General features: G+C 41.0%; 12 protein-coding genes. 10 read left to right on the top strand and 2 right to left on the bottom strand.

All coding sequences use genetic code 11. The features are described from left to right. Positions 1-128: 128 nt before the first annotated feature. The 7 genes from rodZ (at position 129) to rluF (ending at position 8368) form a co-directional block, all read left to right on the top strand. The gene (gene rodZ, locus PSE60_RS14760; RefSeq protein WP_272665891.1) at positions 129-1073 is read left to right on the top strand and encodes a cytoskeleton protein RodZ; all 945 of its coding nucleotides are present in this window, start codon (positions 129-131) and stop codon (positions 1071-1073) included. Between the two features lie 192 nt (positions 1074-1265). Continuing rightward, positions 1266-2384 (top strand): flavodoxin-dependent (E)-4-hydroxy-3-methylbut-2-enyl-diphosphate synthase, encoded by a 1119-nt coding sequence (gene ispG / locus PSE60_RS14755; protein ID WP_272665890.1) that lies wholly within the window; start codon positions 1266-1268, stop codon positions 2382-2384. 219 nt (positions 2385-2603) lie between these two features. Continuing rightward, positions 2604-3881: a histidine--tRNA ligase gene (gene hisS / locus PSE60_RS14750; RefSeq protein ID WP_272665889.1), complete on the top strand. Its 1278-nt coding sequence runs from the start codon at positions 2604-2606 to the stop codon at positions 3879-3881. Between the two features lie 10 nt (positions 3882-3891). Then, the gene (locus PSE60_RS14745) at positions 3892-4515 is read left to right on the top strand and encodes a YfgM family protein (RefSeq protein ID WP_004912636.1); all 624 of its coding nucleotides are present in this window, start codon (positions 3892-3894) and stop codon (positions 4513-4515) included. Positions 4516-4535: 20 nt separating this feature from the next. Next, positions 4536-5708 carry an outer membrane protein assembly factor BamB gene (gene bamB, locus PSE60_RS14740; protein ID WP_272665888.1) on the top strand — a complete coding sequence of 391 codons (1173 nt, stop codon included), beginning with the start codon at positions 4536-4538 and terminating at the stop codon, positions 5706-5708. Positions 5709-5838: 130 nt separating this feature from the next. Continuing rightward, positions 5839-7317, top strand: coding sequence for a ribosome biogenesis GTPase Der (der, locus tag PSE60_RS14735; protein ID WP_272665887.1), 1479 nt, complete (start codon positions 5839-5841; stop codon positions 7315-7317). 181 nt (positions 7318-7498) lie between these two features. Further along, positions 7499-8368, top strand: coding sequence for a 23S rRNA pseudouridine(2604) synthase RluF (gene rluF / locus PSE60_RS14730; RefSeq protein WP_272665886.1), 870 nt, complete (start codon positions 7499-7501; stop codon positions 8366-8368). Between the two features lie 115 nt (positions 8369-8483). Here the strand turns inward: rluF and PSE60_RS14725 are convergent, their stop codons facing one another. Both PSE60_RS14725 and hemF read right to left on the bottom strand, forming a co-directional pair. Then, positions 8484-9623 (bottom strand): M4 family metallopeptidase, encoded by a 1140-nt coding sequence (locus tag PSE60_RS14725; protein ID WP_272665885.1) that lies wholly within the window; start codon positions 9621-9623, stop codon positions 8484-8486. 158 nt (positions 9624-9781) lie between these two features. Next, entirely contained in the window at positions 9782-10699 is a 918-nt protein-coding gene (gene hemF, locus PSE60_RS14720; protein WP_272665884.1) for an oxygen-dependent coproporphyrinogen oxidase, read from the bottom strand. A 136-nt stretch (positions 10700-10835) separates the two neighbouring features. On the opposite strand from hemF, the gene PSE60_RS14715 reads away from it, so the two are divergent. From PSE60_RS14715 to PSE60_RS14705, 3 genes are all read left to right on the top strand, one after another. Then, positions 10836-11267: a GNAT family acetyltransferase gene (locus PSE60_RS14715; RefSeq protein ID WP_004912619.1), complete on the top strand. Its 432-nt coding sequence runs from the start codon at positions 10836-10838 to the stop codon at positions 11265-11267. Between the two features lie 91 nt (positions 11268-11358). Then, on the top strand, positions 11359-11964 hold the full coding sequence (locus PSE60_RS14710) for an RpoE-regulated lipoprotein (protein ID WP_272665883.1): 606 nt from the start codon (positions 11359-11361) through the stop codon (positions 11962-11964). 243 nt (positions 11965-12207) lie between these two features. After that, positions 12208-13107, top strand: a complete 900-nt coding sequence (locus tag PSE60_RS14705; RefSeq protein WP_210837968.1) for a Dyp-type peroxidase — start codon at positions 12208-12210, stop codon at positions 13105-13107. Positions 13108-13418 lie beyond the last annotated feature (311 nt).

The raw sequence follows: 13418 nt of genomic DNA, 5'->3' as shown, positions 1-13418 counted from the left end.
CACCTACAATAGTAGAAGCAATAAGAAAAATTTAATTGTTGTTTCAACATGATGATAAATTATTGACGAATAAAGCTGCTCAATGTTCGCTTTATATCTTTTAAACTTGGAAATAGTGTTGCCAGCAAATGACTATCGAAAATAATACCGAACAAGCTACGACCACAGTAGGACAATTATTGACGCAAGCACGTGAGCGCATGGGTCTAACCCAAGATGTTGTTGCAGAACGATTATGCCTTAAAATCAGTACGGTAAAAGAGATAGAACAAGATATTGCTCCCGCTGGCGTGGAACCGACATTTTTGCGTGGTTATATTCGCCTTTATGCTCGTATGGTAGGCATACCCGAGAGCGAATTAAAAACGTATATGAAAACAGAAGAAACCGTTACATTAGCCAAAGTTTCTCCTATGCAAAGTTATTCTTTGGGGAAAAAACGCAAAAAGCGTGAAGGTTGGTTAATGAAACTGACTTGGTTGATTGTGATTGTTCTCATCGCAATGGTTGGCGTATGGTGGTGGCAAGATCATAACGCCCAAAAAGATGAGCTAGTTTCAATGGCAAATCAAAATGATTTGATTTTGTCCCAACAAGATAACAACACCACACCAGTTGAATTACTGACATCAACAGAGGTCGCCTCAACTGATACAGCGCCTGTTGTACCGGAAAATACTCTTGAATTACAAACTCAAGAGCCCGTATTAGCGACTGACCCTATTACTGAGCCGGTCAGAACAATTCCATTACCTAATGCACCACAATCTTCAGTTGCATTAGACAGAACACAAAATACAGAAACGACTGAACCTGTTGCTGCAAGCAGCCAAGCCCTAGTATTGAATTTTACTGGCCAGTGCTGGTTAGAAATTCGTGATGCAAATAATAAAATCCTATTCAGTGGCACCAAAAATAGTGGTGATAAGTTGGAACTCGATGGGCCGCAACCTTATCGCCTGAATATTGGTGCACCCGCGAATGTTACTGTACAGTTCCAAGGCAACGCTGTTGATTTAAGCCGCTTCATTAAAGCGAAACGTCCGGCAAAATTGAAGTTACCTGAAGCCTAAAAACAGACAGGTAAAAAGAAGCAAACTATATCCGAAAACATCTTTTTTGATAGGCTATAGTTTGCTTTCTTGTGTATAGTTGAGCGTATAAAAATAATCGTTAAAACTATATCACGGTAACAAAGAATATCACGGTAACAAAGAGTACCACGGTAACAAAGAGCACATGGACGTTCGGAGAATTAAACCAAAATGCATAATGAATCACCGATAAAAAGACGTAAATCCACTCGTATCAACGTAGGTAGCGTGCCAGTAGGCGATGGCGCACCTATCGCTGTCCAGTCAATGACGAATACCCGTACAACTGATGTCGAAGCCACCGTTCGCCAAATAAAATCCCTTGAGCGTGTTGGTGTTGATATTGTGCGTGTTTCTGTTCCTACCATGGATGCCGCTGAAGCATTTAAACTGATTAAACAACAAGTTAATGTTCCACTGGTGGCGGATATCCATTTTGACTATCGTATTGCATTAAAAGTAGCGGAATACGGCGTTGATTGCTTGCGTATTAATCCAGGTAATATTGGTAGCGAAGAACGTATTCGCCAAGTTGTTGATTGCGCACGCCACTACAATATTCCAATTCGTATTGGGGTTAATGGTGGTTCCCTTGAAAAAGATATTCAAGAGAAGTACGGCGAGCCAACACCGGAGGCATTAGTTGAGTCAGCAATGCGCCATGTGGACATCTTAGACAGACTTAATTTTGATCAGTTTAAGGTCAGCGTAAAAGCATCAGATGTATTTCTTGCTGTCGGCTCTTACCGTTTATTAGCGAATAAAATCGGTCAACCCCTGCATTTAGGGATTACCGAAGCCGGTGGTGCCCGTGCAGGATCAGTAAAATCTGCAATTGGCTTAGGAATGTTACTGTCTGAAGGTATCGGTGATACCTTGCGTATTTCTTTAGCTGCTGACCCTGTTGAAGAAGTTAAAGTGGGTTTTGATATCTTAAAATCACTGCGGATTCGTTCGCGTGGTATTAATTTTATTGCTTGTCCAACTTGTTCACGGCAAGAGTTTGATGTGATTGGTACCGTGAATGAATTAGAACAGCGTTTAGAAGATATCATTACACCAATGGATGTATCGATTATTGGCTGTGTGGTTAATGGCCCCGGTGAAGCGGAAGTTTCTACGCTAGGCGTTGCAGGGGCAAAAACCAAGAGCGGTTTTTATGAAGACGGTAAACGTCAAAAAGAGCGTTTTGATAATGACAACATTATCGACCAGTTAGAGGCTAAAATTCGAGCCAAAGCGGCGATGATGGATGAAAGCAAGCGGATTGAAGTCAACTTAAAAGACTAATTTTGTGTATTCTACTGCTAAGCGGCTCACAGAGTCGTTTGGCATGTTTAGAACAAACACTATATCAATCGTCCGCATTTTTTTCTAAAATCGGTCGCTCACCGTACAAATTGACAGATAAATCCCGATTAGTATCAGTAATTGGTGTTTGTTGATTGAACCAGATGATATTTCGCTCTTATAATCAAACTTATGTAATTCTGAAAATAGAGAAATAAAGTGGGAAAAAATATCCAAGCCATTCGCGGCATGAATGATTACTTACCAGCTGACACGCGTGTATGGCAGAAAATCGAAGCAACATTGAAAAATATTTTACAGGGTTATGGTTTTAGTGAAATTCGTACCCCGATTGTAGAGCAGACCCCGCTATTTCGCAGAGCGATTGGTGAAGTGACGGATGTCGTTGAAAAAGAAATGTACACTTTCAATGACCGCAACGATGAAAGTCTGACATTACGCCCTGAAAATACCGCTGGTTGTGTCCGTGCCGGTATTGAGCATGGTTTGCTGTACAATCAGGAACAGCGTTTGTGGTATTTAGGACCTATGTTCCGTTATGAGCGCCCACAAAAAGGCCGTTATCGTCAATTTCACCAGTTAGGGGCTGAAGTTTTTGGTCTTGCAGGTCCTGATATCGATGCTGAAGTCATCTTAATGACAGCGCGCTGGTGGAAAGCGTTAGGCATTAGTGAGCATGTGACTTTAGAGCTGAACTCGATTGGCTCATTAGAAGCGCGTGCCAATTACCGTGAGGCTTTAGTTGCTTTCTTAGAACAGCATAAAGACAAGCTGGATGAAGATTGTAAGCGTCGCATGTATACAAATCCTCTACGCGTTTTAGATTCTAAAAATCAAGAAATTCAGGCTTTATTGAATGATGCACCTGAACTGTTTGATTACCTTGATGTCGAATCACGTGAGCACTTTGATGGCTTATGTAAGTTATTAGAAGCTGCAGGGGTTCAATATCGTGTTAATCAACGCTTAGTTCGTGGTCTTGACTACTATAACCGAACCGTTTTTGAGTGGGTAACAACGGCACTGGGCTCACAAGGCACAGTTTGCGCGGGCGGTCGATATGACGGCTTAGTTGAACAATTAGGCGGTCGTGCAACACCTGCGGTTGGTTTTGCCATGGGTATGGAACGGATGGTGCTATTAGTCCAAGAAGTTAACCCAGAATTTACAGCGGATGCTTCAGTTGCTGATGTTTATCTTGCTTCTTTTGGCGAAGATAGCCAGCAAGCAGCGATATTAGTAGCCGAAAAAGTACGTGATGCACTACCAACACTGCGGTTAATGACTAACCACGGTGGTGGTAACTTCAAGAAACAGTTAGCAAGAGCGGACAAACAAGGCGCTAAAATTGCACTGATCTTGGGGGAAGATGAAATTAAAAATGACCAAGTCACATTGAAAGATTTACGCACAGGCGTACAAGAAACCATTTCGCAGCAACTTATGGCGTCACGCATCGCCGAGTTATTAGGTTAAGGAGAGACAAGTGGAAGTCTATACAAACGAAAATGATCAAGTCGATGCGATTAAACGCTTTTTTGCGAATAATGGCGTGGCATTAGTTGTTGGCCTCGTAATTGGCGTTGGTGGTGTATTTGGTTGGAATTACTGGCAGTCTCATAAAACCAATGTACTGCAGGAAAGTGCGCAAAAGTTTGAAGCAGTAAATAGCCAATTACGTTCAGGCTCAGAGCAAGGTATTGTTGCAGCGCAAAAATTCGCGGCTGAAACCGACGATGTATACAGTGCGATGATGGGCTTAGAGCTTGCGCAAATCGCGGTGGATAAAGGCGATTTAGCGAATGCACAAACTGCATTGACCAATGCATTAGCCAAGGCAAAAACCGTGGATATGCAAGATTTAATTAACTTGCGTTTAGCGCGAGTGCAATTAGCCCAAGGTAATGCTGATGGCGCGATAGCGTCAGTTGCAAATATTAAAAGTAAATCATGGCAAGCAACGGCACAGGATGTCCGTGGTGATGCTTTACTCCATAAGGGTGATAAAGCTGGTGCAAAAGCCGCTTATGCTCAGGGGTTAGAAAGTGAAGGCTCTCAATCTATTAGAGGTATTTTGACTCTGAAGTTGAACAACGTATCTAATTCATAAGAAGAAAGGAAACGACAAACATGCAGTTGCGCAAAACACTTTTAGTTGGCCTAGTCGCTTCAGCTTTACTTGCCGGTTGTTCCAGCGAAACTGATTCTATTATCATGGCGCCACTTCCACAGGTTGAAAATCAATTCACCCCATCAATTGTTTGGGATAAATCGGTTGGAAATGGTGTTGAACAATTTTATTCTGAATTATCACCTGTTTGGGATGGTTCAGCGGTTTATGCAGCAGACCGCAAAGGTTTAGTTAAAGCATTTGAACTTGATAGTGGCAAAGAGCTGTGGTCAGTCGATTTATCTAAACGAACAGGTTTTCTTTCTGCTAACTTGTCAGCATTGCTATCCGGTGGTTTAACCGTTGATGGCGACAAAATCTTTGTCGGTACTGAGCGCGGAACCGTTATTGCTCTGAATAAAGAAGATGGCCAAGTTGCTTGGGATGTCGAAGTTGCAGGCGAAGCCCTTTCTAAACCTGTTGTGAGTAATGACTTTGTTATTATTCACACCAGTAATGGTCAACTACAAGCTTTAGATGTCAATAGTGGTGAAATTAAGTGGACCGTTAACATGGATACTCCATCGTTGTCATTACGTGGTGAATCTGCTCCTGCGGTTGCTTTTGGTGCTGCGATTGTCGGTGGGGATAACGGCCGTGTCAGTGCGGTGCTATTGTCTCAAGGCCAATTAATTTGGCAACAACGTATTTCGCAAGTGACAAGTTCGACAGAAATCGGCCGCTTAAATGATGTCGATATGACACCAATTATTGATGACGGTAAAGTGTATGCGATTGCTTATAATGGTACTTTAGCAGCGCTGGATATGCGTTCAGGCCAAATTCTGTGGAAACGCGAGCTTGGCTCAATCAATGACATGGTGATGTCAGGTGAAAACCTGTACCTCGTTGACCAAAATGGCCGCGTGTTATCTGTTCGTAAAAGCGATGGTGTAACACTGTGGACACAGGAAGACCTGTTAAACCGTGGGCTATCTGCGCCAGAAATGTATAATGGTTACCTTGTTGTCGGTGATAAAGAAGGTTATCTGCATTGGTTAGACATGAGTACGGGCGGGTTTGTTGCACAAAACAAATTAAACAGCTCCGGTATTCACAGTCGTCCAGTGGTTGCAAGTGATAAGCTAATGGTTCAGACAAAAAACGGAACAGTTTACCTGTTAACTCGTTAATTTTCTGACAAACCGCCAATTTATCGATAAAATCAACGGTTCCTGAAGACAGGAGCCGTTTCGTTTTTTTGTTTTCTGAGTTAAAGCCTCAGAATTCCTTTAGTTAATAAAAGTTGTGAGGCATCTAAAAATGATACCCGTCGTAGCGCTGGTAGGGCGTCCAAACGTAGGAAAATCCACGTTATTTAACCGTTTAACCCGTACCCGTGACGCATTAGTAGCGGACTTTCCCGGTCTGACTCGTGATCGTAAATATGGTCGTGCTGAAGTTGAAGGGCATGAATTCATTATTATTGACACGGGTGGTATCGATGGGACTGAGGAAGGTGTAGAAACGCACATGGCCGCACAGTCCTTGCAAGCAATTGAAGAGGCAGATATTGTTCTGTTTATGGTTGACGCAAGAGCCGGGTTAATGCCCGCTGATGAAGGCATTGCCAAACATCTTCGTAGTCGCAAGAAAAAAACCTATTTAGTCGCAAACAAAACCGATGGAATTGATGTAACTACGGCAATCGGAGATTTTTATTCTCTTGGCCTAGGCGAAATTCACCCGATCGCGGCATCACATGGTCGCGGTGTTACTCAGCTAATTGAACAATCGTTGAAACCTTTTGTGGGAGAAGACGAGGAAGAAGTTGAGTTGACTGAGGAAGAAGAAAATGCGGCATATTGGGCTGAGTTAGAAGCTCAATGTGAGCTTGATGAAGACGAAGAAGATGACTTCGATCCAACAACATTACCGATTAAATTAGCCATCGTTGGCCGTCCGAATGTCGGTAAATCGACATTAACCAACCGTATTTTAGGTGAAGAGCGTGTTGTGGTGTTTGATATGCCGGGAACTACCCGTGACAGCATTTACATCCCAATGGAACGCGATGATCGTGAGTACATTTTAATCGATACCGCAGGCGTACGTAAGCGTGGAAAAGTTACTGAAACAGTGGAGAAATTCTCTGTTATCAAAACATTGCAAGCGATTGAAGACGCGAACGTCGTACTATTAGTTATTGATGCACGTGAAGGTATATCTGACCAAGATTTATCTTTACTTGGCTTTATCCTCAATGCTGGTCGTTCATTGGTGATTGCAGTCAATAAATGGGATGGTATGAAGCCAGAAGACCGCGAGCACGTTAAAGACATGCTTGAACTGCGCCTTGGTTTCGTTGATTTCGCGCGTATTCACTTTATTTCTGCACTACATGGTAGTGGTGTGGGGAACCTATTTGAATCAGTGCAAGAAGCGTATGAGTCTGCAACTCGTCGAGTAGGTACCGCATTATTAACTCGTATCATGAAGATGGCAGAAGATGAGCACCAACCACCGCTTATTCGCGGTCGTCGTGTTAAAATGAAGTATGCCCATGCGGGGGGACACAATCCACCAATTGTGGTGATCCACGGTAACCAAGTTTCTGATTTACCTGATAGCTATAAACGTTATTTGATGAATTACTTCCGCCGTTCATTGCAAGTGATGGGAACGCCAATTCGAATTCTGTTTAAAGAGGGGGAAAATCCTTATGCAGATAAGAAGAATAAGTTAACGCCAACCCAGTTGCGTAAGCGTAAGCGTTTGATGCAGCACTTGAAAAAACGCTAATCAATAAAGCGCTGATGAAGGCTTAATTAGCCCTATTGGACGTATAAAAGCCGTAACAAAGTCATTATGTTACGGCTTTTTAATATTATCTGGATTAATATTTTAATAATAAATATCACCCTCACGTTACCAACATAGATCATGATGAACGTAGGGTAAGAATTAAAGATTGAGGAAAATTATGGACACTCGTTCTTCTACACGTTTAAACAAATATATTAGTGAAAGTGGTATTTGCTCAAGACGTGAAGCTGACCGTTATATTGAACAGGGTAATGTATTTATTAATGGTAAGCGTGCAGGAATTGGCGACCAAGTTTTTTCTGGTGACGTGGTAAAAGTTAATGGGCAATTAATCGAACCGCGTAATGAAGAAGATTTAGTGTTAATCGCACTTAATAAGCCTGTCGGTATTGTTAGTACGACAGAGAGTGGTGAAAAAGATAATATTGTTGATTATGTTAATCATAGTACCCGAATTTTCCCGATTGGCCGCTTAGATAAAGACTCTCAAGGGCTAATTTTTCTCACCAACCATGGGGATTTGGTGAATAAAATTTTACGGGCAGGCAATTCTCATGAAAAAGAGTATTTAGTCACTGTCAATAAACCCGTAACAGATGACTTTATTCGTGGAATGGGGGCTGGAGTACCCATTCTTGGTACAATGACGAAAAAATGTAAGGTCAAGAAAGAGGCCCCTTTTGTTTTTAGAATTACCCTTGTACAGGGGTTGAACCGTCAAATTCGTCGTATGTGTGAGCACTTTGGTTTTGAAGTCACTAAACTTGAACGTGTTCGCATCATGAATGTTAAGTTAACAGGCATTCCTGTCGGGGAGTGGCGTGATTTAACAGATGATGAACTGATTGAATTATTTGATATGATGGAAAAATCTGAATCAGATGTAAAATTGAAAAAGCCACAGAAGTCAGCTTCTGCTAACAAAAGTAATACAAAGCAGAATTCGCCAAGTAAACCTAAAGTAAAACCAGAAAACCCGACACGTAAAAAGTTTACACAACCAGGCAGAAAAAAGAAAAAACGTTAACGTGCAGGTTTGATTAATAAGGCTGAATAAAAGAGTTGTTTTAAGCTCTTTATTATCGGCCTTTATGTTTTATAGAAAAATTAATCTTAAATTAGTTTAATACTGTTTATATAAATTATTGCAGTTTTACAACTAATCCAACATCTAACCAGCTTTGCTGTGTTTTTTGCGCGATATTATCATCAAATAATTTCTTAGCAGCACGGATCGTTGCATCAGCAAATTCGATAAATGTTGCCTTTTTTGTCACTTTGTTGTCAGACACAGCTTCAAGCCAAATTTTACCGGCGATGTCCCATGTATAACCTCCAAGACTCTTAGCTAATAGGTAAAAGGCTCTATTTGGAATGCCTGAGTTAATATGCACGCCGCCATTATCAATAAAAATAGGTAAATCCTGATATTGAGACATATGACCAACTTGTGGGTCTCTAACATCGTCAGAAAGATAATAAGCATCCCCTGGATTTATCATAGAACGTAGTGCCGGTGCGTTTATTTGGTCAATAAATAAATTTTCGCCTAGCAACCAATTAGAAGCATCGGCTGTTTCATTATTTAAATATTGTTTCACCATAATCCCAAGCACATCTGCGACAGACTCATTGAGAGCACCAGACTGGTAAGTGTATCTAAAATCAGCTTTTGAACTAATAAAGCCGTGAGCCAGTTCGTGAGCGATTATATCGATGTCATTATAGAATGGGCCAAAAACGATTCCATCCCCGTCACCAAAGAAAATAGCTTGAGAATTCCAAAATGCATTAGCGTAGTTTGTTCCATAATGGATAACCGCATTAATATCAGCAGAACAGCCAAAAATTTGGTCAATATTTAATTTTTCCTTAAAAAAGGTACGGATAACGCCAATTGAATTAAATACTTGCCCCGCTGGTTCTGATGGTGCATGAGTATCTTCTTCGCGCATAATCACCGCGTAGTCATCATGTGGCATATGGCTATCAGGTGGAAGTCCTGAACGTTCACAAATTGGCAGGTCGGAATGCCAGTGATTTTTATGTGGGACAGGGCGTTGAGCATCGCGAATAAAGCGATTATAACGCTTTCCTATCATATCTATAGGGCAAGCTGAAAGGTTATTGCGGTGGAGTAATGCATCTTCATGTGAATAGGTTCGGCTCATAATATCATTGATATGCGTGAGCGTTGATTTTAAGTCTGTATGGCCTGATTTAGTGACTAAACTTGCTAATAAACAAGGTGATAATAATGAACGGCCTAAAATTTGATTCATATTACAACTCCATTCAGTTGGGTGAAATGGAATCATAATCTGTCGTGATTGTTTTGTAACTACCTGATATTTAAGCTTTAAAATTAATTATTGTTATTTTATGTTAGAAAGGTAGAACGGTTATCTTTCTACCTTAATTTATAAACCAGTGTTATTAATTATGGCGAAACCCACTCTTTATTTAAGACTAAAAATTCAGTATAGAGGGCAGCTTCTGGGCTACTAGGTTCGGGATGATAGTCGTATTCCCAGCGAACAATCGGTGGCATTGACATTAAAATTGACTCTGTGCGGCCTCCGCTTTGTAAGCCAAATAATGTACCTCTATCCCATACTAAGTTGAATTCTACGTAGCGGCCGCGACGATATAATTGGAATTGACGCTCTCTTTCACCCCATACATGATCTCGGCGTTTTTCAACAATCGGGACATAAGCATCTAAAAAACCATTACCCACCGCTTGAGTGAAGCTAAAACAAGACTCAAAACCACCTTGGTTAAGGTCATCATAAAATAGTCCACCAACACCACGAGGTTCATTTCTATGTTTCAGGAAAAAGTATTCATCGCACCAATTTTTATATTTAGGATATACATCAGTGCCATAAGGGCGACATAGATCACGAGCAACGGTATGCCAGTGGATGATATCTTCATGGAAACCATAGAAAGGGGTTAAATCAAAACCGCCACCAAACCACCAAACGGGCTCACAACCTTCTTTTTCAGCGATAAAGAAACGAACATTGGCATGGGTAGTTGGAATGTAAGGATTCAGAGGGTGAATAACAAGAGAGACGCCCATTGCCTGGAAGCTACGGCCAGCAAGCTCGGGCCGATGTGCGGAGGCTGATGCAGGTAACTTTTCTCCTTTAATATGCGAGAAATTAACTCCGGCTTGTTCAAATAATGCCCCTTTAGTTAGTACTCGGCTGCGACCGCCACCACCTTCAGCTCGTTCCCATGTTTGTTCTAGAAAAGTTTGCTTACCATCTAGTTCAGTAATTTTTTGGCAAATAGTCTCTTGCAAGCTCTGCAAATAGGCTTTTACGCGATCAATATCTGGGTAATTCATTGTTTTATAATAGAACCATAGCAAATAAATAATGGTTAAAGTATACCCTTTTGCTCGAAGAAAGGCATATTGAATATTGATTGTGTTGCAAAAGCAGAGATAATGGCAGAAAGATTAGCTTAAGTAGGCAAATGAGATGGAAATACGAGTCTTTCGGCAAAGTGATTATGAAGACGTCCTGACCTTATGGGAGCGTTGTGCTCTCAATGAGTTTTCAGGAGATCCTGAACTCGATATTGAACGCAAATTACAGTGTGGGGCAGACTTATTTTTAGTGGCTGAAGTTGCCGGTGAAGTTGTCGGTACTATTATGGGGGGCTACGATGGCATCCGTGGCACCGCTGTTTATCTTGCCGTTCATCCTGAATATCGTGGCCGTGGTATTGCTAATGCATTAGTGAGTCGACTAGAAAAAAAACTGATAGCCAGAGGCTGCGGAAGAATAGAATTATTAGTGAGTGAAGAGTCTGATGCTGCTATCTGCATGTTTGAAAAAATGTTGTATGAAGAAGAACAACCTGAACGTTTGATTTATTCGAAAAAATTAACGCACGAAACGGATTTTTAAGTTAATTGACTATTTATTTAACTTTCCATGGGAATGTTTTAGTAAATAGATTGTCACAATATGCATTATGCGACTCATAAAAGAGGATGATATGTCCCAACATGCAAAGTTGAACAGTAATAATGGATTATCGCCGTTGTTGAAGGTTTCTCTACTCTGTGGAGCTGCCTTGTTATCAGGGTGTGCGGGTGTAAAGGTTTTTTCGCCATCGACTTGGTTTAGTGGACCTCTGGTGGTTTCTAGCTCTGGGCTTGGTCAAGTGACAAGTTTTACACCAATGCAAGCGGATATCATTAAGAAACAACTTAGTGACCGCTATACATTACGCAGCGGTATGCAAATGGAAAGTGGGAATGTGGTCACAGTTTTCCAAGGTATGGATGACAATGAAGTAAAATTAGAAATAGTCGGCCCTGAGCACGGTTATGTATCACGTATAACAGTGAATGACCCGAATATCGTCACCGAATGGGGGCCTGCAGTTGGCACTGAATTTAGCGAAATTTACCAAAAAGCCTTCGGTATTTGTGGTTTAGGTGAGCGGGTCAATGACGTTCCGACTATTGAATGTAATTCACCGCAATCAAGTAAAGTGGTTTACCGTTTTACGGGTAAATGGCAAGGGCCAGAAGACTTAATGCCTTCCGATAATGACCTAAAAACATGGCAAATCTCACAAATTATTTGGCATAAATAGTTTTATTTCGTTAATGATATCGTCGGGCCTATTCAGACTGGCGATATCTTCCCACTAATACTTCTTTTTCGTTGTTTTCAAAGAAATTTCCCCTTTCTTAAATTTTCTTTCTTATAATAGACCTGAAACCTATATTCCCTTGCGTTAAAACAAGGTGAACATCATGACGATAAGATAGGATATTAATATCGTTTTATATAAGAAATAGGTTATATAACATATTCATTTTACGAGGTTTACCGTATGTCTCATTCTCAAAGTGGTATTTTGAAAGAACATAGCCGTTTTGGTATTTTTATTGAAGCGCAAGTGCTAGAGGGATCTCTGGATGAAGTCAAGTCTGGATGTAAAAGCTTTGTCGAGGCTTTAACCAAATTACAAGCGCAATACCCAGATGATCGCCTCGGCGCGGTTATCGCGTTTGGCTCTGACATCTGGAAACAGCTCGGTAAGGCAAATAGTGCCCCTGAATTGAAACCATTTCACACGCTAGGTAAAGGACTCGCTCCTGCCACTCAACGGGATATGTTTATTCATATTCAATCACTGCGCCACGATATTAACTTTTCATTAGCACAGGCGGCTTTAAAAGCATTTGGTAAATCTATCTCTGTGGTTGAAGAAATTCATGGCTTCCGTTGGGTAGATGATAGAGATTTAAGTGGTTTTATTGATGGAACCGAAAATCCGCAAGGGGAAGAAATTGCGGAAGTCACATTAATCGAAGACGGTGAAGATAAAGGCGGAAGCTATGTTTTAGTCCAACGCTATGAACACGATTTAAGAAAATGGGATCGTTTTTCGGAACATGAACAAGAGAAAATGATTGGTCGGACGAAAAAAGACAGTATTGAGCTGGACGAAGATGCTCGTAATGTTACCTCTCATGTTTCCCGTGTGGTTATTGAAGAAGAAGGTGAAGAGCTTGAAGTCATGCGTCACAGCTTGCCATATGGAACAGCAAGCGGTAAGCATGGCTTATTCTTTGTGGCTTATTGTGCAAGATTACACAACATCGAGCAGCAATTATTAAGCATGTTTGGTGAAAAAGACGGTAAATACGATGATTTACTACGTATGACGAAAGCGGTTTCGGGCAGTTATTACTATGCTCCGTCGATTGAGACATTGACGTCTCTGTAGCGTTACTCGTCATTCTTTGCGTTACAGCGTTGTTGGCTACGTAAGATTACCCTAGTCACATACTATTGTATGCTCCTAGGGCTAATCTTCCTTGCCGCCTAGCTGTAACACAAATTATTTAGAGTAACTGTTTATACTTAGCAATTTAAACATAATGATTTGTATTTATTCTATTATTATTAACCCGTTATCATTAATGCTTACTTACTACCTAGTAATGATTTAACTTATAGAATGCCCCTCCATTGAGTAATATTCATATCGCTAACTAATTAAAATATCAGTTAATTTTTCTGCTTATGACGTTCATT

The organism is Providencia sp. PROV174 (genome assembly GCF_028480685.1).
Lineage (GTDB): Bacteria > Pseudomonadota > Gammaproteobacteria > Enterobacterales > Enterobacteriaceae > Providencia > Providencia rettgeri.
The sequence above is the reverse complement of the archived record's forward strand: the minus strand, read 5'-3'. Positions and strand labels throughout refer to the sequence as shown.

Excerpts from the sequence above, each read along its gene's own strand:
- rluF (WP_272665886.1), top strand. The coding sequence starts at position 7,499 with ATGGACACTCGTTCTTCTACACGTTTAAACAAATATATTAGTGAAAGT.
- bamB (WP_272665888.1), top strand. The coding sequence starts at position 4,536 with ATGCAGTTGCGCAAAACACTTTTAGTTGGCCTAGTCGCTTCAGCTTTA.
- hemF (WP_272665884.1), bottom strand. The coding sequence starts at position 10,699 with ATGAATTACCCAGATATTGATCGCGTAAAAGCCTATTTGCAGAGCTTG.
- PSE60_RS14715 (WP_004912619.1), top strand. The coding sequence starts at position 10,836 with ATGGAAATACGAGTCTTTCGGCAAAGTGATTATGAAGACGTCCTGACC.
- PSE60_RS14725 (WP_272665885.1), bottom strand. The coding sequence starts at position 9,623 with ATGAATCAAATTTTAGGCCGTTCATTATTATCACCTTGTTTATTAGCA.
- rodZ (WP_272665891.1), top strand. The coding sequence starts at position 129 with ATGACTATCGAAAATAATACCGAACAAGCTACGACCACAGTAGGACAA.
- ispG (WP_272665890.1), top strand. The coding sequence starts at position 1,266 with ATGCATAATGAATCACCGATAAAAAGACGTAAATCCACTCGTATCAAC.
- PSE60_RS14710 (WP_272665883.1), top strand. The coding sequence starts at position 11,359 with ATGTCCCAACATGCAAAGTTGAACAGTAATAATGGATTATCGCCGTTG.
- der (WP_272665887.1), top strand. The coding sequence starts at position 5,839 with ATGATACCCGTCGTAGCGCTGGTAGGGCGTCCAAACGTAGGAAAATCC.
- PSE60_RS14705 (WP_210837968.1), top strand. The coding sequence starts at position 12,208 with ATGTCTCATTCTCAAAGTGGTATTTTGAAAGAACATAGCCGTTTTGGT.